Origin of the sequence: Brevundimonas sp. LPMIX5 (genome assembly GCF_003576505.1) — a bacterium.
Lineage (GTDB): Bacteria > Pseudomonadota > Alphaproteobacteria > Caulobacterales > Caulobacteraceae > Brevundimonas > Brevundimonas naejangsanensis.
The window spans coordinates 23,170-46,825 of the sequence record NZ_QWTZ01000010.1; the positions used below are offsets into that span (position 1 = coordinate 23,170).

Here is a 23,656-nt window from a genome sequence, read left to right on the forward strand (position 1 = left end):
ATTTTCAGGTCGAGCGCGAGGCTCAAACCTGGGTCCCCGCCTCCGCGGGAATGAGCGGGCATGGTTTTACCGCTGCGCCGGCTGATCCATCAGCCTGCGGGTCAGATAGGTGTATTCCAGCGCGATGCGGCGGGCCGTCTCGCGCAGATTGGCGCCCGCCGCGTGGCCGCCGTCGGTGTTTTCATAGAAGAGCACCGGATAGCCCAGCTCTTCCATCCGCGCCGCCGCCTTGCGGGCGTGGCCGGGGTGGACGCGGTCGTCCTTGGTCGAGGTGTGGATGAAGACTTCCGGATAGGGCTGACCCGCCGCCAGCTTCTGATAGGGTGAGTACCGTTCGATCCAGGCGCGCTGCTCGGGGATGTCCGGGTCGCCGTATTCGCCGATCCAGGAGGCGCCCGCCAGCAGCTTGTGGAAACGCAGCATGTCGAACAGAGGCACCTGGATGACCGCCGCATTGATCAGGTCCGGGCGCTGGGTCAGCATGGCGCCCATGAACAGCCCGCCCTGCGAGCCGCCCATGACGCCCAGGTGCGGCTGGCTGGTGATCCCCCGCGTGATCAGGTCCTGAGCCACCGCCTGGAAGTCCTCATGCGCGCGCTGGCGATTTTCCTGCTGGGCCGCCTGGTGCCATTTGGGACCGAACTCGCCGCCGCCGCGCGTATTGGCGATGACGTAGACGCCGCCCCGCTCCAGCCACAGCTTGCCCACCGTCGGCGAATAGCCGGGCAGCAGCGACGACTGGAAACCGCCATAGCCGTACAGCAGCGTCGGGTTCGACCCGTCCATCGCCATCGCGTCCTTATGGACGACGAAATAGGGGATCATCGTCCCGTCGGTCGAACGGGCCTCGAACTGATCCACGCGCATGCCGCTGGCGTCGAACTTGTCCGGCAGGGCCTTGGTCAGATCGACGGCCCCGGTCGCCGCATCGGCCAGATAAAGGCTGGACGGGTTCAGATAGCCGGTGACGCTGACGAAGATCTTGTCGTCCTGCTCCGAGGCCGAGCCGACCCCGACCGAGACGTTCTGCGGCAAGTCCAGACGCGTGCGGCTCCAGTCGGCCGGGTCGTAGACATAGACCGAGCCGCGCACGTTTTCATAAAGGGCCACGACCAGCTTGTTGCGGGTGGCGTTGATCCCCTCGACCGCCTCGCGCTCGCCGGGGCGGATGACCAGACGGGCGGGCGCCTTCGGATCGGCCAGCCACGCCTGCAGGTCCCAGGCGATGACGTCGCCGGTCTTGAACTGCTGGCCCGACGGCGCGGTCCAGTCCTGGTCCGTCGTCACCACCAGCTGGCCTGCGACCAGGGCGTTGATGTTGGACTTGAGCGGCAGCTCCAGCTTGGTGGTCGAGCCGTCGGCGTTCAGGCGCCAGGTCTCGCTCTCATAGAAGTTGATCCCCCGGTTCAGCAGCACCGCCTGCACCACGCCGTCGGCGTCGCGCAGGGTGTAGCCGGACACCGAGACGTCGGTCTTCTGACCGGCGAAGACCTCGACCGCCTGGTCGATCGTCTGGCCGCGCTTCAGCAGCCGCACGGTGCGCGGATAGCCCGAATCCGTCAGCGAGCCTTCGCCGAAGTCGCGCGCGATCAGCAGGGTGTCCTTGTCGATCCAGCTGGCGCCGCCCTTGGATTCGGGCAGGCTGAAGCCGCCCCCCTCGCCTGGAGCGACGAAGGTGCGAGTTACGCTGTCGAACTCGCGCAGGGTCACCGCATCCTTGCCGCCGTTGGACAGGTTTATCAGGCAGTAGCGTTCCTCGGGGGCCAGGCAGGTCGCGCCCTTATAGACCCAGTTGGCGCCCTCGGCCGCCGACAGGGCGTCGAAGTCCAGGATGGTCTCCCACTGCGGCGTGTCGGAGCGATAGCTGTCCAGCGTCGTGCGGCGCCAGACGCCGCGCACATGCTCGGCGTCCTGCCAGAAGTTGTCGATATGGCCGTCATGGGTGAAGCCCGGTGAAGGGATGCGGTCGCGCGACTGCACCAACTCCAGCGCCTGCTGGTGCAGGGCCTCATAGCGCGGATCGCCCTGAAGCACGCCCAGCGAGGTCTCATTATGCGCCTTGACCCAGTCCATGGCGCGCTCGCCCTCGACCTCCTCCAGCCACAGATAGGGATCGGTCGCGTCGCTGGTCGCGAAGCCCGGCGCGGCAGAGGCGACGCTGGTGGAAACGGAAGCTTGGGCCATGGCGACGGGTGCGGCTCCGGCAGCAAGGGAAAGGACGGCGACGGACGCCAGGGTGCGGATGATCATGGGTGTCCCCCAACGGACGAATGTTTCGACCGGCACCTTGGCGACGGCGGCGACGGGGAGCAAGCGTCAGTCGTCCTATCGACCCGTAATCTTTGGCCGCAGGGCCGAACTCAGTCGCCGTCGTCCGGGATGCACAGGATCTGGCCGCAGGCCTTGCAGTGGACGGCGTCCGGATCATGCTTCTGCAGGCCGCAGGTCGGACAGGGAAACTTCACCTTGTGCGGCCGCAGCAGGGTCTGGGCCAGGCGGATGAACAGGGTGATGCCCACCAGCATGACGACGATGGAGATGACCCGGCCCCAGTTGCCCGGCAGGGTGATGTCGCCGAACCCCGTCGTCGTCAGGGTGGCGACGGTGAAATACAGTGCGTCCAGATAGCCGTTGATGTGCTCGGCCTTGCCCCGGAAATAGGCGTAGACGAAGCCGGTCACGACAAAGACGAAGGTGATCAGGGCGGCCAGGGCGCGGGTGATTTCCTCGACGCGGGTGTCGTCAAACCGGCGGCCGATGGTGCGCCAGAACAGGTCGCTGTTCAGCAGACTCCAGAACCGCAGCAGGCGCAGGAAGCCGAAGTTGGCCAGCCAGGCCGGAAACAGCAGGGTCGCCAGCACGAACAGATCGACCCAGACGATCGGCTTCTTCAGCCAGTCGCGGATATCGGAATAGGCATAGGCGCGCGCCGCCAGGTCCAGTCCCAGGATGGCGGCGATGAAATAGTCGGCGACATAGAAGACCCAGCCCGCCTCCTTCAGGATCGGCGCGGCCAGAAAGAAGCCGATGATGATCAGATCGACCAGAATGACCATCAGGCGGAACTTCACCGCCGCCGGCTGGGCGCCGTGATAGAGGTAACGCAGGCGCGCCCTCAGCCTCAGGCCGTCGGGTCTGGCGGTTTGGCTCTGATCGGAAGTCATCGCCGTCAGCGATACATGAACCGGCGCAAAATCCTATATGAAGGGCATCATGAGTGAACCCGCCCGCCCCTACATCCGCATGAACGGCGCCGGAAACGCCTTCATTGTCGTTCAGGCCTTCGAGCAACCCTTCCACCCGACGGCCGATCAGGTGCGCGCCCTGGCCGACCCGGCGGCGGGCCTGGGCGGCTTCGACCAGCTGATCGGCATCGAACCGTCCGAGACGGCCGACGCCTTCATGCGGGTGTGGAACGCCGACGGCTCGATGGTCGAAACCTGCGGCAACGCCCTGCGCTGCGTCGGCTGGCTGATGCTGGAGGCGACCGACAAGGAAGAGGTGGTCATCGACACCCTGAGCGGGCCGACCACCGCGCGCCGCGCGCCAGGCCGCGTCGGGTCGGGAGATCCCGCAGGGTCGACGACCGCGGCCCGGCAAAAATCTTCGACCGCGGCCCAGCATCAAGTCGCGGTGGATATGGGCGCCCCCCGTCTGGATTGGGATCAGGTGCCCCTGTCCGAAGAGATGGACACGCGCGGGATCGAGCTTCAGGTCGGACCGATCGACGCACCCGTGCTGCACACGCCCGGCGCCGTTTCAATGGGCAATCCCCACGTCGTCTTCTTCACCGATCGTCAGGACGACGCCTTCGTGCGCGGCTCGGGCTCGCTGGTCGAGCGCCACCCGTTGTTCCCTGAAGGAGTCAATGTCGGCTTCGCCCATGTCCTGTCGCCCGATCACATTAGGTTGCGGGTCTGGGAGCGCGGGGCGGGCCTGACCCTGGCCTGCGGCACCGGCGCCTGCGCCGCCCTGGTGGCGGCCGCGCGTCGCGGCCTGACCGGGCGAAAGGCCGCCGTGACGGTCGATGGCGGCGAACTGACCATCGCCTGGGACGAGGCGACGAACCACGTCTTCATGACCGGCCCGGTGCAGATCGAAGGCACGGGAACCTTCCCGGCGGCCTGACCAGGGCCGCCTGACCCAGCGTCAACGGTTGTCGGCGAAGGTTCCAGGTTCTAGGAACGAAATGCGCCTGCCCTTCCCGAGATAGAAATGCCCGAATTGACCGACAAACAGACCTTCTCTGACGACGACGCTCTGGAGTTCCACAGCGATCCGATCCCGGGCAAGATCTCCATGGCCCCGACCAAGCCGATGGCGACCCAGCGCGACCTGTCGCTGGCCTATTCGCCGGGCGTCGCCGTGCCGGTCCTGGCCATCGCCGAGGATGCGGACAAGGCTTACGACTACACCGCCAAGGGCAATCTGGTCGCCGTCATCTCGAACGGCACCGCCATTCTAGGCCTGGGCAATCTGGGCCATATGGCCTCCAAGCCGGTGATGGAAGGCAAGTCGGTCCTGTTCAAACGCTTCGCTGATGTCGACAGCTTCGACGTCGAGGTGAAGACCACCGACCCGGACGAGTTCGTCACCGTGGTCAAGAACATCGGCGACACCTGGGGCGGCATCAATCTGGAGGACATCAAGTCCCCCGAATGCTTCGAGATCGAAGCCCAGCTGCAGGACCTGCTGGACATCCCCGTCTTCCACGACGACCAGCACGGCACCGCCATCATCTCGACCGCCGGCCTGATCAACGCCTGCCACATCGTCGGCAAGAAGCTGGAGGACATCAAGGTCGTCCTGTCCGGCGCCGGGGCCGCGGGCCTGTCGTCGATCGCCCTGATGAAGGCCGCCGGCGTAAAGGCCGAGAACACCACCATCTGCGACCGTCAGGGCGTCATCTACAAGGGCCGCGACAACGTCTCCCAATGGCAGGCGGCGCACGCCACCGACACCCCGCACCGCACCCTGGCCGACGCCATGGTCGGCGCCGACGTCGTGTTGGGCCTGTCGGCCAAGGGCGCGATCACCAAGGAGATGGTCGCCTCCATGGCGCCCAATCCGATCATCTTCGCCATGGCCAATCCGGACCCCGAAATCACGCCCGAAGACGTCAAATCCGTGCGTTCGGACGCCATCATGGCGACGGGCCGTTCGGACTACGTCAACCAGATCAACAACGTCCTGGCCTTCCCCTATCTGTTCCGGGGCGCGCTGGACGTGCGTGCGCGCCAGATCAACCACGAGATGAAGATCGCCTGCGCCCACGCCCTGGCGGCGCTGGCGCGCGAGGACGTGCCGGACGAGGTCGCCGCCGCCTATCGCGGCCGCAAGCTGAAGTTCGGCCCGGAATACATCATCCCGACGCCGTTCGATCCGCGCCTGATCTGGTACATCCCGCCCTTCATCGCCCAGACGGCGATGGACTCCGGCGTGGCGCGCAAGCCGATCAAGGACATGGACGCCTATCGCATCAGCCTGCGCCAGCGCGTCGATCCGTCCGCCGCCCTGATGCAGAAGATCCAGGCCAGCGTGCGCTCGGGTCCGAAGCAGCGCGTCGTCTTCGCCGAGGGCGAGGAGCAGTCGGTCATCCGCGCCGCCTGGGCCTTCAAACAGGCCGAACTGGGCACGCCCGTCCTGGTCGGCCGCGAAGAGCTGATCCGTCAGAACGCCGCCGAGGCCGGTCTGAGCTTCGATGAACTGGGCATTCAGATCATGAACGCCCGGATTTCCGAGCGGAACACCGACTACGTCGACTGGCTCTACGCGCGCCTGCAACGTCGCGGCTATCTGCGTCGCGACGTTCAGCGCATGATCAATCAGGACCGCAACTACTTCGCCGCCGCCATGGTCGCGCGCGGCGAGGCGGACTGCATGGTCACCGGCGTGACCCGCAACTTCAACATGGCCCTGAAGGAGGTCCGCCGCGTCCTGGACGTCAAGGACCGGATGATCGGCCTGTCGATCCTTCTGGCCAAGGGGCGCACCCTGTTCGTGGCCGACACCTCGATCCACGAACTGCCTGACGCGGCCGAACTGGCCGAGATCGCGGTCAAGGCCGCCGCCACGGTCAAGACTCTCGGCCGCAAGCCGCGCGTCGCCTTCCTCAGCTACTCCACCTTCGGCGATCCGCCGGGCAACCGCGGCGAGAAGGTGCGCGAGGCCATCCGCATCCTGGACGGCATGGATGTCGATTTCGAATATGAAGGCGAAATGCCGCCGGCCCTGGCGCTGAACTCCGAAGCGCGGGCCAACTATCCCTTCATGCGCCTGACCGGCGACGCCAACGTCCTGGTCATGCCGGCCATCCACTCGGCCGCCATCTCGACCCGCCTGGTTCAGGCGCTGGGCGGCGCCACGGTGATCGGCCCGCTGCTGGTCGGTCTGGAGAAGTCGGTGCAGATCGTGCCCCTGGGCGCCTCGGTCGGCGAGATCATGACCGCCGCCACCTTCGCCGCCTACGCCGAAGGGGTGGAAATCGAGGACTGACCCCTCGCCATCGCGACGTCATTCAGAGGCGGCCTTCGGGCCGCCTCTTTTATGTTCCGACGCTAGGCTTCGAGATTGAGGCGACGACGCTCGACCGTCTGTCGCACCCATTCCAAGGCGCAGAATACCACCGCCACCACGCCCAACAATGCAGCGATGACGAACATGGCGGCATAGCCTTGACGCTCGATCAACTCCCCCAGAGCGCCTCGCCCAAGGGTCCCGATCAACAGGGCCAAGGAGGTGAAGACGGCGAACTGCACCGCCCCGAACATCTTGTTCGACAACGCCGACAGATAGGCGACGAAGGCCGCGCCTGCGAACCCCCCCGCTATGTTTTCGCCCGCGATGGCCAGCATCAGCCTCGCCAGAGGCTCCCCCACCCCGAAAGCGCCGAACAGCTTGTACAGACCCGTCGCGCTCATGAAGCCGCCGATGACCGGGGCGCCCAGGGCCAGGTCCATCATCAGCAGATTGGTCCCTGCTGACAGAACAGCGCCCAGCAGGAGGCTGGCCATTCGCCCGATCACCAGAAGCGCCCAACCGCCCAAGGCGATGCCGATGATGGTCATGACCACGCCGAATGTCTTGGACGCCAGGGCGATCTCGGTCTTGGTGTGCCCCAGGGCCCCGCCCGTGTCGCCCATATAGAAGGGGAAGGCGAACGGCCCCCAGACGCCGTCGGTGATGCGGTAAGAGAGGATAAGCCCCAGGACGATCACGGCGCCCCAACCCAGACGACCCATCAGCTCGACCAGAGGCGCCAGGATGGCGTCATACAGGGTGTTGGCGAAGGCGGGCCCCTGACCGGCCACAGCGGCCGAACCCTTCTTGCCGCCGCGCCAGACGATGATCCCCGCCAGCACCGCCGGAAGGATGACCGCCATGCCGACGATCCACGGCCCCCAGAGAGCGGTGAACTCTCCCGCGCTGGGCGCGGGCTTGACCGTCAACGCCGTGACCATGAAGCGCACCAGCATAAAGGCCGCCCAGGCCCAGGCGGCCAGGGTCATGACCAGGGCGGCCATGCGCAGGCGCGGCGAGCCGAGCCGTTCACGGGCAATGGCGGCGCGCGGTGCCGCCTTCGGTTCTGGCGCGATCAGCGTGCCCAGGACGCCCAGCCCCATCAGACCCGCGCCGATGACGAAGGTGGCCGACCAGCCCAGTTGATCAGCCAGCACCAGAGCGCCCGCCCCGCCGACCAACGCCGCCGTGCGAAATCCCAGTTGGTAGACGGTCGACAACAGATCCACCGGCGTGCGCTCGTCCGCCACTTCGATCCGCCAGGTGTCGATGACGATGTCCTGCGTCGCCGAGGCAAAGGCTCCCAGCGCCGCTGCGCCCGCCAGAACAGCGATGGCGCCTGTACCCGGATGCGAAAGAGCAATGGCCAACAGCGCGCCCGCCAGAACGATCTGGCACAGGATCAGCCATGAGCGGCGTCGCCCCATCCGCCCCACCAGCGGCGGCGTCAGCCCGACCGCAGGCGACCACAAAAACTTGAACGCGCCGAACAAACCGACCCACGACAGGACCCCGATCGTAGCCACAGACACGCCCGCATCAGACAGCCAGGCGTTCAGGGTGCCGAACAGCATGGCGAAAGGCAGACCGGCTGAGAATCCGAGCAGCAGCATGGCCAGGGTGCGTCGCTCTCGGAACGCCGCCTTGAGCACGCCCAGCCCTTTCGGAGACGGCTGCAGCGCCGCAACCTCGGAAGCGGGCGTCTGGGAATCGGTCATGCGTGCCTCCGGCGGGCGCCGCCGGGCGATACGGACGACGGACTACTGGCAGATCAGAAAGCCGCGACCTTGGCGCGGTTGGCGGCGTTCGTCCAGCGGGCGAGGGCGACACGCAGGGCGTCCGCCTCCAGCGGCTTGGACAGGTGGTCGTCCATGCCCGCCGCCAGGCAGGCGACGCGATCTTCGGCGAAGGCGTTGGCGGTCAGGGCTATGATCGGCGTCTGATCCCCTCGCGCGCGTAGAACGCGCGCAGCGCCGGGCCCATCCAGACGCGGCATCCGCATGTCCATAAAGACCAGGTCGAAGCGCGCCGCCTTCATCGCCTCCAGCGCTTCCTGGCCATCGGCGGCCGTCTGGACCACGCAACCTTCGCGGCGCAACAGGGTCTTGGCCAACAGGGCGCCCACCGGATTGTCCTCGACCAGCAGGACCCGCACCCCCTTGAAAGCGACATGGGCCACGCGATCATCATCCCCGGATCGAACGGGCGGAGCCTTGACGCCCCGGCGCGGCGCAAGCGCTCCCAGCACCTGCTCGGCGAGAGAAGTCCGGCGCAACGGCTTGATCAGATAGCCGCAGAAACCCGCCGTGCGATAACGGCTGATCAGATCGCGCTCGCTCGGACGCAGCAGGATGATGGACTGGCCCTGAGCAGATCTGGTCGCCAGCGCGCCGTCGTCGGCGCCCACATGATCGACCAGAGTCACCGCGGCCTGACGCGCCACCCGACCGCCGGAGGCCTCGATCTGATCGGCTGCGGCGCGGCGCACGAAGGGATCCGGCGTGCGGATGGCCACCGCCAGCCGATCCAGCGGACGAGCGCGCGCCGGGGCGTCGGGCGCGACTGGGAAATCCGCCTCAAAGCGAAAACGGGCGCCGGACCCTTCAGGCCGATCTTCGACGACGACGGTTCCTTCCATGGCGCGGGCCAGGCGCCGCACCACCGCCAGGCCCAGACCGGCGCCGTCGAAGCGCGCGGCGTCGGAGGCGTCGGCGTGGCCGAACTCATCGAAGATGCGGCTGCGCGCCGCTTCGGGCACGCCCGGCCCGGTGTCGTCGACGATGAAGGCCAGACGCACAGGCGCGCCGTCCCGCTGTTCCCCGACCGCCTCGACCGCCAGACGCACCCCGCCCCGATCGGTGAACTTCACGGCGTTTCCAGCCAGGTTGAACAGGATCTGGCGCAGGCGCCCCTCGTCGGCGACGATGTCGGCAGCGTCGGCGGCCACCGACCAGACGATCTCCAGTCCCTTGTCGTGGGCGCGCGGGCTGAGCAGTTCGGCCACGCCCCGAACCAGGCCTTCCAGATCGACGGGCGCCGGATCGAACTCCAGCGCCTCGGCCTCGAGGCGGGCGTAATCCAACAGGTCGTTGACCAGGCCCAACAGATGTTCGGCCGACTTCTGCGCCGCCTCGGCATAGGCGCGCTGCGCTCCATCCAGACGCGTGCGCGACAACAGGCCCAACATGCCGATCACCCCGTTCAGGGGCGTGCGCATCTCATGGCTCATCAGCCGCAGGAACTGCTGCTCGGGCGAAGCGCCGTCCGCAGGCGCCTCGGATGACGGTTCGGGTCCGCCGGACATGGCGGGAAGAAGCGCGTTCTGCGACGGTTTGCGGCGGGTCTGTCCCATAAGGCCACGCTAGGCCTCCGGGGTTAATTCAACACGAACGGCCTCGGCCCGTCTGCGCCTTCCTTCACGGGAAACAGGCCGCGTCGGCTGACCTGACGGTCGAAATCCTCATGAGCGCCGACGGTGCTGCGTCGGTACATCAGGGCCTCGGCCACATGGCGGCGCAGCACCCCGTCCGCGCCGTCCAGATCGGCGATGGTGCGGGCCAGACGCAGGGTGCGGGTCCAGCCGCGCGCGGTCAGCCCGCCAGCCTCCCCCGCCTTCATCAGCAGGGCGCGACCGGCCTGATCCGGCGCAGCGAAACGCTCCAGAGCCTCGCCCGACGCCCGGGCGTTGAGCGCTTGCATCCCCGTCAGCCCGACCTCGGCCTGGCGGGCCTCCTGCATCTGCATGGCGGCGAAGACCCGGGCGGCGGCTTCGGCCGTACCCTCGGCTGGAGGCGGCAGGATCATATCGGCGGCCGTGACCGGCGGCGTCTCGACCGTCAGGTCGATGCGGTCGAACATCGGTCCGGAGATGCGGTTCTGATAGTCCCTTTGACAGCGCGGAGCCTTGCCGCAGGCGCCTCTGCCCGGTCCGCCCACGCCGCAGCGGCAAGGGTTCATCGCCGCCACCAGCTGGAAGCGCGCCGGATAGCGCACATGGGCGTTGGCCCGCGCCACCACGATTTCGCCGGTCTCCAGCGGTTGACGCAGGCTGTCCAGCGCCTGGGCCGAATATTCCGGCAGTTCGTCAAGGAACAGAACGCCGTTGTGCGCCAGCGACGCCTCGCCCGGCTTGGCCTTGTGCCCGCCCCCCGTCAGGGCGGCCATCGACGCCGAATGATGCGGCGCCCGGAACGGCCGCTCGCGCGTCAGGGCGCCGCGCTCGATCAGCCCCGCCACCGACCAGACCATCGAGGTCTCCAGCCGCTCCAGCGGCGTCAGCGGCGGCAACAGGCCCGGCAGGCGCGCCGCCATCATCGACTTGCCCGAACCCGGCGGACCCACGAACAGCAGATTGTGCCCCCCGGCGGCGGCGATCTCCAGCGCCCGCTTGGCGCCCTCCTGTCCCTTGACCTCGCGCAGGTCGGGCACGGCCCCCCCCTCCACCACCGGCCCCGGCTGGGGCGAGCGCAGCACCTGAGTCCCGCGAAAATGATTGATCAGGCCGATGAGGGAACGGGGCGCCAGCAGCCGCACATCCCCCGCCCACGCCGCCTCCGGCCCGTTCGCCTCGGGGCAGATCAGGCCCAGCCCCATGGCGTTCACCGCCATCGCGGCGGGCAGGGTTCCGCCGACGCCTGCGATCCGACCGTCCAGACCTAATTCTCCGACCGCCGCCCAGCCGTCCAGCGCGTCCGGCCCGATCACCCCCATCGAAGCCAGCACGGCCAGGGCGATGGGCAGGTCGAAATGGCTGCCCTCCTTGGGCAGGTCGGCAGGAGCCAGATTGGCGATCACCTTCTTGGCGGGCAGAGCTAGGCCGATGCCGGCGAAAGCGCCGCGCACCCGTTCGCGGCTTTCGGCCACCGCCTTGTCCGGCAGGCCGACGATGGCGAAAGCCCCGGCGGGCGAGCCGACCTGCTGCACCTCGACATCGACCCGGCGCGCCTCGACGCCGTCGAACGCCACCGTCACCACCCGCGCGACCATCGTGTTCTCTCCCTCAGCAAAGAGAACAAATCACGAACTCATGCAGACTGCAAGAGCGTCGTTCGATCAGGGCTGCAGGTCGGCCTCGGGCGCCAGTGTATGGATGACCTGGCCCTGGGCGTTCAGGAACTGGATGGCGCCGAAGCCTTCTTCGGTCACCGTCAGGCGCAGGCGCGGCTGATCGTTCCGGTCCGACAGCTCCACCGCCGGTGCGCCGTCGGCGGCCAGCGACAGACGCATCCGCGTAGGCGTCTCAACGCCGGGAACCAGCGCCCCGCCCAGTCCTGGCTCGCGCACCAGCGGCGGCGCCTGGTTGAAGACGAAGCTGATCGAGCCGTCCGGCGACACCCGCCAGCCGACCGCATCCATCGCCGGATGATCCAGCGCCAGAACGGCCATGCCCCCCTCGATGTCGGCGGTGCCGAAGCCGCCGCGCTCGCTGCCCTTGTCGTCGTAAAGGATCAGACCCGCGACGTTGAAGGCGCGCTTGTACTGGACGCCGTCGATGATCGGCGGCGGGGTCTCCCCCGACAGGGTCATGCGGATGGTCCCGTCGGCGTCGACGATGTCGATGCGCCGTGCGGTGATGCGGTCGTGATCGGGCGTTTCGACCCGCGTCTGCGGCGTGCGGGTCTCGATGATCCGCTCCAGCACCTCCAGCGACGGACGTTTCGGCGCGGCGATTTCCTGCGCCGTCGCCGGGCCGGCGATCACCAGCGCCAAGGCGGCGAAGCCGACAGTCTTGATGAGTGCGGTCATAGGCTCTCCTCCCCTAAGGCTCAGCAGCGTCAGGCGGCCGCCGCCTTCCTCTGCTCGATGACCGCCCACATCCGCTCGGTGGCGTCGATCCCGGCGAAGTTGAGCAGTTGCTGGGCGCCGGTGGGCGAGGTCACGTTGATCTCGGTCAGATAGTCGCCGATCACATCGATGCCGACGAAGATCAGACCCCGCTCCTTCAGATAGGGGCCGATGGCGGCGCAGATCTCCAGGTCGCGCGGCGTCAGTTCGACCGGCGCCGCCGTGCCGCCGACACGCAGATTGGAGCGCACCTGATCCTTGGCCGGAATGCGGTTGATGGCGCCGACGGGCTCGCCGTCGACCAGGATGATGCGCTTGTCGCCCGCCGAGACGGCCGGGATGAATTTCTGGATCACCAGCGGATCGCGCGACCCGGCGGCGTGGATTTCGATCAGGGCTTCAAGGTTGGGGTCATCCGCCTTCAGCCGCACCACGCCCGAGCCGGCCGCGCCATGCAGGGGCTTCAGCACCACATCGCCATGACGGCGGTGGAAGTCGACCAGAGCCTCGGGATCGGACGACACCAGGGTCGGGGGCTGCAGGCCGGGAAACAGGGTGGCGATCAGCTTCTCGGGCGCCGAGCGCACCTCAGCCGGATCATTGACCACCAGGGTCCTGGGATGAACCCGCTCCAGCAGATAGGTGGCGGTGACATAGGCCATGTCGAAAGGCGGGTCCTGGCGCATCAGGATGACGTCCACGTCCTCAGCCAGATCCAGCCGCTGCTCGGGGCCGAAATCGGCATGATCGCCCTGCTTGCGCTGCACCGTCACCGGACGGGCGCGGCAGAACAGGCGGCCGTCCTCCAAGGCCAGGGTGCGGAAGTCATAGACCCACAGCTTGTGGCCGCGCGCCTGCCCGGTCAGGGCCATCAGGAAGGTGGTGTCCGACTCGACATTGACCGCCTCGAGCGGGTCCATCTGGATGGCGACCTTGAGCATGGGGAGTCCTTCTTGGTGGGCGCTATCGCTCGCGCCGCGGGCGCTCGCTGCTTGAGCTGATTTTAGTGGCGCTAACGTTCGCCCCGCGGGCGCGCGCTGCTTGAGCGCCGAAGCGCCGTCAGTGCCTACTTGAGGCGCGAAGCTGCGCGCCGCAAGGCCGCGCTTCAGTTCAGTTGCAACCGCATCCGGTCCAGCCGAACGTCGCAGGCGGCCAAGGGCTCGCCCAGGGTGCGGGCGCGGGACAGGGCGTGCATGGCGCCGGTCAGGGCGCCCTGCTTCTCGCGGGCGGCGGCGACGTCCAGCCAGGGGCGGTGATCCTCCGGGTCCAGCAGGGCGCGGCGCAGGGCCGAGCGCTCGGCGCCTTCGTAATCTCGGGCCTGAAGCGCGCGGTTGAACAGGATGTTCTGCAACCGGATCAGAGCCTGACGCTCGCTGACCGGCGCCATCAGCAGGTCCAGCCGGTCGGCCACGTGCGGCGTCAGCCCCGCCAGCAGGGCCCGGCGCGTCAGCTCCGACGGCAGCACCAACCGTCCCTGGCTGAACGGGTCCAGCGCCACCGGCCCCTCGGGCGTCTCCACCCGCAACAGGACGTGGCCGGGAAAGTCCACCGGCGCCGCGCTCAGTCCCGCCCGGCGCGCGGCGTCCAGATAGAAGATGACCAGCACCGCCGACAGGCCGCGCCGCCGCTCGGCCACGTCGATCACGTCCGTATTGGCCGGATGGTCATAGTTCAAAAGGTCGCCGTTCAGCCGCAGGTCGCCGGCCAAGGCCTCGGTCAGAGCCTCATCGGGGCTTTCATTGGCCGCCCGCTCCTTCAGCCGCTGGGCGGCGTGGTCGGCCAGGATGCGCACCCCGTCGGCGTCGCGGAACGGATAGTCATGGATGGCGCAGGCGATGGCGCAATCCAGCAGGGGAAAGGCCTCGTCCGGCCCCTCGCCCGCCTGCGCCAGCACCGCCTCTGCTTCCTCGCGCGTCAAGGCCGATCCGCTCCCCTGGAGATCACGCCGCGAAGATGACGCGGAAAGCGTCCGGGGGCCAGCGTCACCATGTCGATTCTCAGATCCAGCCCCGCCAGAGCCGGCCGCCCGCGCGCCGCCGCCTCGGCCGCGCGGATCAGACGCTGGTGCTGATCCGGCCCCAGAGCCAGCGCCGCCGCCTCCAGCGTGGCGCGGCGCTTGACCTCGACAGCGGCCAGAACCCGCCCGCGCCGGGCCAGGATGTCGATCTCGCCGCCCCGCCCCTTCAGCCGGAAAGCCAGCACCTGATAGCCCTTGAGCATCAGCCACAGGGCGGCGATCCATTCGGCGTCATGCCCCTGACGATGCGACCGCCCGCCCAGCCTGCGGCGCCAGCCCGCCTTGGGTCGCTTCGGCGGCGGATGCGGGTGCGACAGGCGAGAGGGCGGGGCCGGGCTCACCGCGCCTTCAGCTCCAGCGCCCGCTTGTAGAGCGGCTTGCGCGGCAGGTTCAGGGCCTTGGACACCTCGGCCGCCGCCTCGCCGGGCGGCAGGCGGGTGAGGGCTTCGGACAGGGCGGCGTCGGCGTCGGCAGCGCTGGCCGTCTCGGCCTCGCCGGGGCCGACCACCACCACGATCTCGCCCTTGGGCGCGTCCAGACGCGGATCGGCGGCCAGTTCGACCAGATCGCCCCGCACGCATTCCTCGTAGAGCTTGGTCAGTTCGCGGGCGACGGCGGCGGGGCGCGGCCCCAGCACCTGCGCCATATCGGTCAGGCTGTCCCTCAGACGCGGCCCGCTTTCAAAGAAGACCAGCGTCTGACGACCCGTCCGCAGCTCCTCCAGCGCCGTGCGGCGCGCGCCCGACTTGGGCGGCAGGAAGCCCGCGAACAGGATCCGGTCGGCAGGCAGGCCGGCGATGCACAGGGCCGCCAGCAGGCTGGACGGTCCCGGCACGGGATGCACCGGCAGGCCCTCGGCCACCGCCGCCCGCGCCACGACATAGCCAGGGTCGGACACCAGAGGCGTGCCCGCGTCCGACACCAGAGCCACTACCTCGCCCGCCTTCAACCGTTCGACGGCGATCTCGGCGGCGCGGGCCGAGGCGTGGTCGTCGCAGCGCTCCAGCTTCGCCTTCAGCCCATAGGCGGTCAGCAGCTTGGCCGTCACCCGCGTGTCCTCGGCCAGCACCAGATCGGCCGCCGCCAGCACGTCCAGCGCCCTCAGCGTCATGTCGCGCAGGTTCCCGATCGGCGTCGCCACCAGATAAAGGCCCGGCGAAACAGGGCGCGCGGGCGGGGCGGTCGGCGGGAAAAGCGGGGCGTCGGACATCGGCCGGACCCTGCCAGTCCGGCGCGGCGCGGTCTAGGTCAGCAACGCCTTCAGCACGGCGTCGAGCAGCGGCCGTCCTGTCGCCGTGGCGGCGACGCGCCCGTCCCTCAGAGCGACAAAGCCGTCGGCCAACAGGTCGGCTAGCCTGCCCTCGTCCACCGATAGGCCCAGCCGCTGCAGCAGGGATAAGGGCACGCCCTCGACCGTGCGCAGGCCCAGCAACACCCGTTCCTCGTCGGCGTCGCGGGGGTCCAGCACCTCTCGCTCGGCCCAGGGCTCTCGGGCGGCGACGCCCTGCACATAGTCGCCGATGCGCCGGTGCGCGACGGTGGCGATCCGGCCCTCCGCCAGCGTCATCCGGCCGTGCGCGCCCGGTCCCAAACCCAGATAGTCCCCGCCGCGCCAGACGTGCAGATTGTGGCTGGAACGGGCGGCGACGTCGCGGGCGTGGTTGGACACCTCATAGGCCTCGAACCCCGCCGCTTCGAGCGTTCCTTGCGTGATCTCATAGAGTTCGGCGGCCAGATCCTCGTCCGGCGGCGCCCAGGCCCCGCGCGCCACGGCCCGCCCGAACGCCGTCGTCCCCTCGATGGTCAGTTGATAAGGCGAGACGTGCTCGAACCCCAGATCGAGGGCGGTGGACAGTTCCGCTTTCCAGTCGGCGACGCCCTGCCCCGGCCGGGCGTAGATCAGGTCGATCGACAGGCGCGAGAACGCCCGCCCCGCCAGACCGATCGCCCGGCGCGCCTCCTCGGCCGAATGGTCGCGGCCCAGAAACTTCAGCGCCGCGTCGTCGAACGACTGCACGCCCATCGACAGCCGGTTGACGCCTGCCTGCGCCAGGGCGGCGTAACGCCCGGCCTCGGCGTCGGTCGGATTGGCCTCAAGGCTGACCTCTATGGCGTCGGTCGGCGGGAACAGGGCCTGGGCGCGCTCAACCACCGCCGCCACAGCGTCCGGCGGCATCAGCGACGGCGTGCCTCCGCCGAAGAAGATCGAGGCCAACGCGCGCGGGCCGACCCGCGTCGCCTGCGCCTCCAGGTCGTCAAGAATGGCCTGCGCCAGCCCCGCCTGCTCCTCGGTCCGCCCCCGGTCGCGCACGACGTTGAAGTCGCAATAGGGGCAGATGCGCGCGCAATAGGGCCAATGCACATAAATCGCGATGGAACCCTTCTCCCCTCGGGGGAGAAGGTGGGCGGCGGAGCCGCTCGGATGAGGGGGCGGGTTGAGCATGACAGGCTTTCGTAGTGTCAGGAGCCGACGGCCCCTCATCCGTCGTGCTGCGCACGCCACCTTCTCCCCTGGGGGAGAAGGATCACGGTCAATCAATCAGCGCCGCCTTGAGTTTGTCGAAGGCCCGGCCGCGATGGCTGACGGCGTCCTTTTCGGCGGCGTCCATCTCGGCGAAGGTCTTGTCCGAGCCTTCGGGCTGGAAGACCGGGTCGTAGCCGTGGCCGCCGTCGCCGCGCGGCGGGAAGACCAGCTGGCCGTCGACCCGGCCCTCGACCACGACGCAGGGTCCGTCCGGCCAGGCCACCGCCAGGGCCGAGGTGAACCAGGCCGAGCGATCGCGCGAACCTGTCTCCTCCAGCCGCTGCTCGACCTTTTGCATGGCCAGGGCGAAGTCCTTGTCCGGTCCGGCCCAGCGCGCCGAATAGATGCCCGGCGCCCCGTCCAGCGCCGCGACCGACAGGCCGGAATCATCGGCCAGGGCGACCTCGCCCGAGGCCTGGGCCGCATGGCGCGCCTTCAGCATGGCGTTGCCGGCGAAGGTGCTCTCCGTCTCGTCCGGCTCGGGCAGATTCAGCTCTCCCGCCGTGACGATCCGGTAATGTCCGTCCAGCAGCGCTTCGATCTCGCGCGCCTTGCCGGGATTGTGGGTGGCGGCGACGAGCCGCATCCCCTTGATGAGCTTGAGATTCATGGCGCGACCTTACTCCCGTCGAATCCATTGCGAAATGGTAACATCGTTAAACGATATGTAAGTTGGCTTTCGGCAGGGCATGGCCTATCTTCATTATCAAGAACGGAGGCCGCACCGTTCAAATGCGAGAAACAAATCGCAATGATGATCCAGCGGCGCAGCATAAATGCACAAAAAATGTGCTTTGACGGAGAGACCGATATGCAAGCCATGCGAAAGACCAACATGATGGACCGTCTGGCCCACAGCCTGGGCAACGCCTTCCTGCTGGCCGCCCTGCCGGCCGCGGCGATCGCCCTGATCGTTCAGAGCTTCTGATCGCGCTGAACGGGAGGGGGACTTTGACGATCGCCATGAACGCCGCGAAGAATAACGCCGCGCGCGGGTCGGCCGGACCCGCCGCGGCGACCGCGCCTCGTCCCCCGGCCTGAGACGCCGCCCATGCGCTTCCCGAATCTGAATCCCGCCGGGAAGTCCAAGCCGCGCCATCGGCGCAACCCCAATCTGCTCACGCCCAATCTTCGGACCTTAGGCCCCGGCTCGGTCGCCAGCGTGCTGAAGATCGCCCTGGACGTCGCCTATGTGGTGATGATCCTCGTCACCGGCCTGCTGCTGCTGCTTTGGGTCGCCTCCATCTTCATTCCGCTCGACAATCTGAACGTGACGGTTTCGGACGGAGCCGACGGCCGCGAGATGCCGCTATCGCGCCCGCTGCTGTTGTTCGGCCTGGGCGCCCTGACCGCCTATTTCAGCGGCTTCCTGCTGATCCTGCGTTATCTGCGCAAGATTTTCCGCACCCTGACCCTTGGCGATCCGTTCCAGCCGGACAATGTCCGCCGCCTGCGCCAGATCGGCCTGATCCTGGCCGTCGTCACCGGCGGCGTCTGGATCGTGCAGGGTCTGGTCGCCGCGCGTTTGGCGCCCGGCGTGATGGAGCCGCAGGGGATCAGCGACCTGCTCACCCCCGTCTTCTCGGTCCTGGTCGTCTTCGTCCTGGCCGAGGTGTTCCGCGAGGGCGCGCGCCTTCGTCGCGAATCCGAACTGACGATCTGACCGGGACAGGCTAAAGCTCACCTCATGGCCATTCGCGTCCAACTTGACCGCATCCTCGCCCAGCGCCGCATGTCGCTGACCGAGCTCGCCGACCGCGTCGGCGTGACCGTCGCCAACCTGTCCATCCTCAAGACGGGCAAGGCGCGCGCCGTGCGCTTCACCACCCTGGACGCCCTGTGTCGCGAGCTGGACTGCCAGCCCGGCGACCTGCTGGCCCATGAGCCCGGTCCGCCGGACGCCGTCGACGACGAGGACTGAGCGTGGCCCGCCCCCCTTCGGGCAAGGGAACGCCTAAAGCAGGCTCCGCGACCAGCGAAGACGACAGGCGCATCTGGGGCCGGGTTACCGCCACGGTGACGCCGCCCGCCCAGCGCAAGGCCGCCCGCGTGACGCCCGGCGCCGTCCTGCCCAACGCCGTCCTGCCCGCCGCCGAGACCGAGCCGGTCGCGCCTCCCCTCGTGCGCGGCGTCGCGGGCAAGAAGCGCACCGCCGCCCTGACCCCTGCCTCCGCCGGGCGCTCGACGACCCCGGCGTCGTTGCCGCGCGCGCCCGAGGCCGCGCGGCCGCCCATCGCCCCGCGCGCCCAACCCGCGCCGGAAGAGCTTGAGCCCGGCCGCAAACGCCGCCTGACCCGCGAGCGCGATCCGATCGAAGCGCGCATCGACCTGCACGGCTTCGGTCGCTTCGAAGCCGAAGACCAGCTGCGCGGCTTCCTGATCGGCTGCCAGATGCGCGGCCTGCGCTCGGTTCTGGTGATCACCGGCCAGGGCCGACGCGGCGGCGGGATCATCCGCGCCTCGGTCCACGAGTGGCTGACCGGACCGCACCTGCGCGGCGTCGTCTCCGGCTTCGCCCCCGCCCACCGCCGCCACGGCGGCGACGGGGCGCTGTATGTGACGCTGAAGGGGCGCTAACCCTGCGCGTTCCGAACCGCCGCCGCCCCTGCGACGGGCGCGATCACAAGGGCGAACAGGACATAGGCGCCCAGCAGGGCCAGCGCCGAGGCCGGGCTCTGGCCGCTGGCGGCGCGGGTCAGGGCGCCCGCCCCGAAAACCACCGGCGGAATGAACAGAGGCAGCACCACCACGGCGATCAAAAGGCCACCGCGCCGCGCGCCCATCGCCAGCGCCGCGCCCAGCGCGCCGGTAAAGGCGAAGCCCAGCCCGCCCAGCGCCGCCGAGGCGCCCGTCAGGCCGATCAGCTCAGGCGGCTGGCCCAGCGCCAGAGCCGCCACCGGCGCCGCGACCGCCAGCGGCAGACCCGTGGCCAGCCACTGCGCCAGCGCCTTGATCCCCACCACCGCCTCCAGCGGCAGAGGGCCGGTCGCCAGCAGGTCCAGCGCCCCGTCCTCCAGATCACGCTCGAACATCCGCTCCAGCGACAGCAGCGACGCCAGCGCCAGCGCCATCCAGCTGGCCCCCGAGGCGGCGGGCGCCAGAACACGCGGATCGCCCCCCGCCGCCAGCGGCAGGATGGCGGTCAGGCACAACAGGAAGCCGCAGGCCAGCAAGGGTCCGCCGCCGCCGCCCCAGGCCAGCGACAACTCGCGCGCGAACAGGGCGCGGACGGCCTTCATCGCACGCCCCCCAAATCCAAGGACCGCGCCGCAACCGGCAGCGGATCATGCACGGCGGCCAGGACCATGCCCCCGCCCGCCAGGTGTTCGGCCATCAGCTCAGCGGCCACGCTGCGCCAGACCTCGTCCAGCGGCGCCAAGGGCTCGTCCAGCAGCCATAGGGCGCGCGGGGCGGCGACCAGACGGGCCAGCGACAGCCGCCGCCTCTGCCCCGCCGACAGCTTGCGCGTCTCCAGATCCAGCAGGGGCGCAAGTTTCAATCGAGCGACGGCCGCGTCCATCGCTTCGGCCGACCCGCCCAGCCACTCGATCTGAAAGCCCAGCTCCTGCCGCGCCGTGCGCTGAGGCTTCAGGCCCTCGTGGTGGCCCAGCAGATGCAGCGCCGAACGCCGCGCCGTCTCTGCCTCCATCACGCCCTCGGGCCCATGAAAAACGATCGTCCCCGCATCGGGCCGGATGAAGCCCGCCACCGCGCGCAACAGGCTGGTTTTGCCTGCCCCATTGGCCCCCGTCAGAGCCGCCGCCTCGCCCGCCGACAGGCAAAAGCTCAGGCCGTTGAACAGCCGCCGCTCGCCGCGCGACAGGCTCAGGGCCTTGATGTCGAGCCGGGTCAGCACTTGCGAGTCTCTCTCAATGTCCACGTCAGGGGTGTGGATACATGGACGACCCACGCGCGCGGGACTATATGCGCAAGCGCCGCAGCAGGCCTTCGCCGCGCGCGCCGGGGACCTGTGCGCCCCGACGTCCAGCGCGCGAAGGCGCAACCGAATTGTCGGGCGGCGTTTGTCAGAGGACTCATCTCCATGCCGTCGATCGACAGCCTCAAAACCCGCCAGGACCTCGCGGTCGGGCGCAAGAAATACGCCTATTACAGCCTTCCCGCCGCCGAGGAAGCCGGTCTGGCCGGGATTTCCCGCCTGCCGCGCTCGATGAAGGTGCTGCTGGAGAACCTGCTGCGCAACGAAGACGGCGTCTCCGTCACCGAGGACGACCTGAAGGCCGTCGCCGCCTGGATCGAGAACAAGGGCGCCGTCGAGCACGAGATCGCCTTCCGTCCGGCCCGCGTGCTGATGCAGGACTTCACCGGCGTTCCGGCCGTCGTCGACCTGGCCGCCATGCGCGACGCGATGGACAAGCTCGGCGCCGACGCCAAGAAGATCAACCCGCTGGTCCCGGTCGATCTGGTCATCGACCACTCGGTCATGGTCGACCACTTCGGCGACTCCAAGGCTTTCGGCCAGAACGTCGAGCGCGAGTATGAGCGCAACATCGAGCGCTACAACTTCCTGCGCTGGGGCTCGTCGGCCTTCAACAACTTCCGCGTCGTGCCGCCCGGCACCGGCATCTGCCACCAGGTCAACCTTGAGCACCTGGCCCAGACCGTCTGGACCGCCGAGGAAGGCCGCAAGACCGTCGCCTATCCCGACACCGTGGTCGGCACCGACAGCCACACCACCATGATCAACGGCCTGGCCGTTCTGGGCTGGGGCGTTGGCGGCATCGAGGCCGAGGCCGCCATGCTGGGCCAGCCGATCCCGATGCTGATCCCCGAAGTCGTCGGCTTCAAGCTGACCGGCAAGCTGCCGGAAGGCGCGACGGCCACCGACCTGGTGCTGACCGTCACCCAAATGCTGCGCAAGAAGGGCGTGGTCGGCAAGTTCGTGGAATTCTTCGGTCCCGCCATCGCCGGCATGACCATCGAAGACCAGGCCACCATCGCCAACATGGCCCCGGAGTACGGCGCCACCTGCGGCTTCTTCCCCGTGTCGCAGGCCACGATCGACTATCTGACGGCCACCGGCCGCGAGAAGGCGCGCGTCGCCCTGGTCGAAGCCTACGCCAAGGCGCAAGGGCTGTGGATCGACGAGACCTCGGAAGACCCGATCTTCACCGACGTGCTGGAGCTGGACATCTCGACGGTCGTGCCGTCGCTGGCCGGTCCCAAGCGTCCGCAGGACCGCGTCGAGCTGACCACCGCCGCCCCGGCCTTCGAAACCGCCCTGGGCGAGGTCTTCTCGCGCCCGACCGACGCCGCCCGCGTCGCCGTCGAGGGTGAAAAGTTCGACCTGGGCGACGGCGACGTCGTCATCGCCGCCATCACCTCCTGCACCAACACCTCCAACCCGTCGGTGCTGATCGCCGCCGGTCTGGTGGCGCGCAAGGCCCACGCCCTGGGCCTGAAAGCCAAGCCGTGGGTCAAGACCTCGCTGGCACCCGGTTCGCAGGTCGTCACCGACTATCTGACCGACGCCGGTCTGCAGAAGGATCTGGACGCCCTGGGCTTCAACCTGGTCGGCTACGGCTGCACCACCTGCATCGGCAACTCGGGCCCGCTGGACCCGGCCGTGTCCAAGGCGATCAACGACAACGCCCTCGTCGCCACCTCGGTGCTGTCGGGCAACCGCAACTTCGAAGGCCGCGTGAACCCCGACGTTCAGGCCAACTACCTGGCCTCGCCGCCGCTGGTCGTGGCCTACGCCATCGCCGGCTCGATGCGCATCGACATCACCAAGGAACCGATCGGTCAGGACAAGAAGGGCAATGACGTCTTCCTGAAGGACGTGTGGCCGACCGCGCAGGAAGTCGCCGACATCCAGCGCAAGTCCGTCACGCCCAAGATGTTCGCCAAGCGCTACGCCGACGTCTTCAAGGGCGACGAGCACTGGCAGGCCATCCAGGTCACCGGCGGCCAGACCTATGAGTGGCAGGACACCTCCACCTACGTCCAGAACCCGCCCTACTTCGAAGGTCTGACCATGGAGCCCGCTCCGGTCACGGACATCGTCGAGGCGCGCATCCTGGGCATCTTCGGCGACTCGATCACCACCGACCACATCTCTCCGGCCGGTTCGATCAAGAAGGCCTCGCCGGCCGGTCAGTACCTGACCAACCACGGCGTCGACGCCCTGGACTTCAACAGCTACGGCGCCCGCCGCGGCAACCACGAAGTCATGATGCGCGGCACCTTCGCCAACATCCGCATCCGCAACCGCATCACCCCCGACATCGAGGGCGGCGTCACCAAGCACTTCCCCTCGGAAGACACGATGTCGATCTACGACGCGGCCATGCGCTATCAGTCGGAAGGTCGTCCGCTGGTCGTCTTCGCCGGCAAGGAATACGGCACCGGCTCGTCGCGCGACTGGGCGGCCAAGGGCACCCGCCTGCTGGGCGTCCGCGCCGTCATCGCCGAAAGCTATGAGCGCATCCACCGTTCGAACCTGGTCGGCATGGGCGTCGTCCCGCTGCAGTTCAAGGAAGACGGCTGGCAGAAGCTGGGCCTGACGGGCGAAGAGATCGTCACCATCCGCGGCCTGACCGACGCCAACGTCGGCAAGCTGAAGCCGCGTCAGGACCTGTGGGTCGAGCTGTTCCGCCCGTCGGACGGCAAGATGGCCCGCTTCCCGGTGCGCTGCCGCATCGATAACCAGACCGAGCTGGACTACTTCAAGGCTGGCGGCGTCATGCCCTACGTCCTGCGCAACCTGGCGCGCGGCGAAGAGAAGTAAGGTCTCAAGCAGCGCGTAAGCGCGTTAGACCACTAAAAATGAAGGCCGGCGGATCGCTCCGCCG

At 68.6% G+C, this 23,656-nt stretch carries 20 protein-coding genes; 6 read left to right on the forward strand and 14 right to left on the reverse strand.

Annotated elements, in window-relative coordinates; genetic code table 11:
* Positions 1-66: 66 nt before the first annotated feature.
* Positions 67-2,250 (reverse strand): prolyl oligopeptidase family serine peptidase, encoded by a 2,184-nt coding sequence (locus tag D1604_RS09770; RefSeq protein WP_119413134.1) that lies wholly within the window; start codon positions 2,248-2,250, stop codon positions 67-69.
* A 110-nt stretch (positions 2,251-2,360) separates the two neighbouring features.
* Positions 2,361-3,164 (reverse strand): potassium channel family protein, encoded by an 804-nt coding sequence (locus D1604_RS09775; RefSeq protein ID WP_024354421.1) that lies wholly within the window; start codon positions 3,162-3,164, stop codon positions 2,361-2,363.
* Positions 3,165-3,213: 49 nt separating this feature from the next.
* Between D1604_RS09775 and dapF the strand changes: the two genes are divergently transcribed.
* Both dapF and D1604_RS09785 read left to right on the forward strand, forming a co-directional pair.
* The gene (gene dapF, locus D1604_RS09780) at positions 3,214-4,128 is read left to right on the forward strand and encodes a diaminopimelate epimerase (protein WP_233552027.1); all 915 of its coding nucleotides are present in this window, start codon (positions 3,214-3,216) and stop codon (positions 4,126-4,128) included.
* A gap of 87 nt (positions 4,129-4,215) precedes the next feature.
* A complete protein-coding gene (locus D1604_RS09785) occupies positions 4,216-6,495 on the forward strand; it encodes an NADP-dependent malic enzyme (protein WP_119413136.1) in 2,280 nt (759 codons plus the stop codon).
* A gap of 62 nt (positions 6,496-6,557) precedes the next feature.
* On the opposite strand, the gene D1604_RS09790 is transcribed toward D1604_RS09785, so the two are convergent.
* From D1604_RS09790 to rdgB, 10 genes are all read right to left on the reverse strand, one after another.
* Positions 6,558-8,237 carry an AmpG family muropeptide MFS transporter gene (locus D1604_RS09790; protein WP_119413137.1) on the reverse strand — a complete coding sequence of 560 codons (1,680 nt, stop codon included), beginning with the start codon at positions 8,235-8,237 and terminating at the stop codon, positions 6,558-6,560.
* A 53-nt stretch (positions 8,238-8,290) separates the two neighbouring features.
* Complete coding sequence (locus D1604_RS09795; protein ID WP_119413295.1) at positions 8,291-9,823, reverse strand: response regulator; 1,533 nt, start codon at positions 9,821-9,823, stop codon at positions 8,291-8,293.
* 71 nt (positions 9,824-9,894) lie between these two features.
* Positions 9,895-11,505: a YifB family Mg chelatase-like AAA ATPase gene (locus D1604_RS09800; protein WP_119413138.1), complete on the reverse strand. Its 1,611-nt coding sequence runs from the start codon at positions 11,503-11,505 to the stop codon at positions 9,895-9,897.
* 66 nt (positions 11,506-11,571) lie between these two features.
* The gene (locus D1604_RS09805; RefSeq protein ID WP_119413139.1) at positions 11,572-12,264 is read right to left on the reverse strand and encodes a hypothetical protein; all 693 of its coding nucleotides are present in this window, start codon (positions 12,262-12,264) and stop codon (positions 11,572-11,574) included.
* Between the two features lie 29 nt (positions 12,265-12,293).
* Positions 12,294-13,244: a glutathione synthase gene (gene gshB, locus D1604_RS09810; RefSeq protein ID WP_024354414.1), complete on the reverse strand. Its 951-nt coding sequence runs from the start codon at positions 13,242-13,244 to the stop codon at positions 12,294-12,296.
* A 164-nt stretch (positions 13,245-13,408) separates the two neighbouring features.
* Positions 13,409-14,221 carry a SirB1 family protein gene (locus D1604_RS09815; protein ID WP_119413140.1) on the reverse strand — a complete coding sequence of 271 codons (813 nt, stop codon included), beginning with the start codon at positions 14,219-14,221 and terminating at the stop codon, positions 13,409-13,411.
* Complete coding sequence (locus D1604_RS09820) at positions 14,218-14,661, reverse strand: YraN family protein (protein ID WP_199683749.1); 444 nt, start codon at positions 14,659-14,661, stop codon at positions 14,218-14,220. The genes D1604_RS09815 and D1604_RS09820 overlap by 4 nt, the downstream gene beginning before the upstream one ends.
* Positions 14,658-15,530 (reverse strand): 16S rRNA (cytidine(1402)-2'-O)-methyltransferase, encoded by an 873-nt coding sequence (gene rsmI / locus D1604_RS09825; protein WP_119413141.1) that lies wholly within the window; start codon positions 15,528-15,530, stop codon positions 14,658-14,660. Before rsmI ends, D1604_RS09820 begins: the two co-directional genes overlap by 4 nt.
* Before the next feature lie 33 nt (positions 15,531-15,563).
* Positions 15,564-16,763, reverse strand: a complete 1,200-nt coding sequence (gene hemW, locus D1604_RS09830; RefSeq protein WP_373561211.1) for a radical SAM family heme chaperone HemW — start codon at positions 16,761-16,763, stop codon at positions 15,564-15,566.
* 88 nt (positions 16,764-16,851) lie between these two features.
* Positions 16,852-17,454, reverse strand: coding sequence for an RdgB/HAM1 family non-canonical purine NTP pyrophosphatase (gene rdgB / locus D1604_RS09835; protein WP_119413142.1), 603 nt, complete (start codon positions 17,452-17,454; stop codon positions 16,852-16,854).
* Between the two features lie 441 nt (positions 17,455-17,895).
* Here rdgB and D1604_RS09840 point away from each other — a divergent pair, with 441 nt between their 5' ends.
* Genes D1604_RS09840 through D1604_RS09850 form a run of 3 tightly spaced genes read left to right on the forward strand, consistent with a single transcriptional unit; the run spans position 17,896 to position 19,421 of the window.
* Positions 17,896-18,507, forward strand: coding sequence for a DUF2975 domain-containing protein (locus D1604_RS09840; RefSeq protein ID WP_024354408.1), 612 nt, complete (start codon positions 17,896-17,898; stop codon positions 18,505-18,507).
* A 24-nt stretch (positions 18,508-18,531) separates the two neighbouring features.
* The gene (locus tag D1604_RS09845) at positions 18,532-18,765 is read left to right on the forward strand and encodes a helix-turn-helix domain-containing protein (RefSeq protein ID WP_024354407.1); all 234 of its coding nucleotides are present in this window, start codon (positions 18,532-18,534) and stop codon (positions 18,763-18,765) included.
* A 2-nt stretch (positions 18,766-18,767) separates the two neighbouring features.
* Positions 18,768-19,421, forward strand: coding sequence for a Smr/MutS family protein (locus tag D1604_RS09850; RefSeq protein WP_119413143.1), 654 nt, complete (start codon positions 18,768-18,770; stop codon positions 19,419-19,421).
* On the opposite strand, the gene ccmB is transcribed toward D1604_RS09850, so the two are convergent.
* Both ccmB and ccmA read right to left on the reverse strand, forming a co-directional pair.
* Entirely contained in the window at positions 19,418-20,083 is a 666-nt protein-coding gene (gene ccmB / locus D1604_RS09855) for a heme exporter protein CcmB (RefSeq protein WP_119413144.1), read from the reverse strand. The genes D1604_RS09850 and ccmB overlap by 4 nt on opposite strands.
* Complete coding sequence (gene ccmA / locus D1604_RS09860) at positions 20,080-20,700, reverse strand: heme ABC exporter ATP-binding protein CcmA (protein ID WP_024354404.1); 621 nt, start codon at positions 20,698-20,700, stop codon at positions 20,080-20,082. Before ccmA ends, ccmB begins: the two co-directional genes overlap by 4 nt.
* A gap of 186 nt (positions 20,701-20,886) precedes the next feature.
* Here ccmA and acnA point away from each other — a divergent pair, with 186 nt between their 5' ends.
* Positions 20,887-23,592, forward strand: coding sequence for an aconitate hydratase AcnA (gene acnA, locus D1604_RS09865; RefSeq protein WP_119413145.1), 2,706 nt, complete (start codon positions 20,887-20,889; stop codon positions 23,590-23,592).
* The last annotated feature ends 64 nt before the right edge of the window (positions 23,593-23,656 follow it).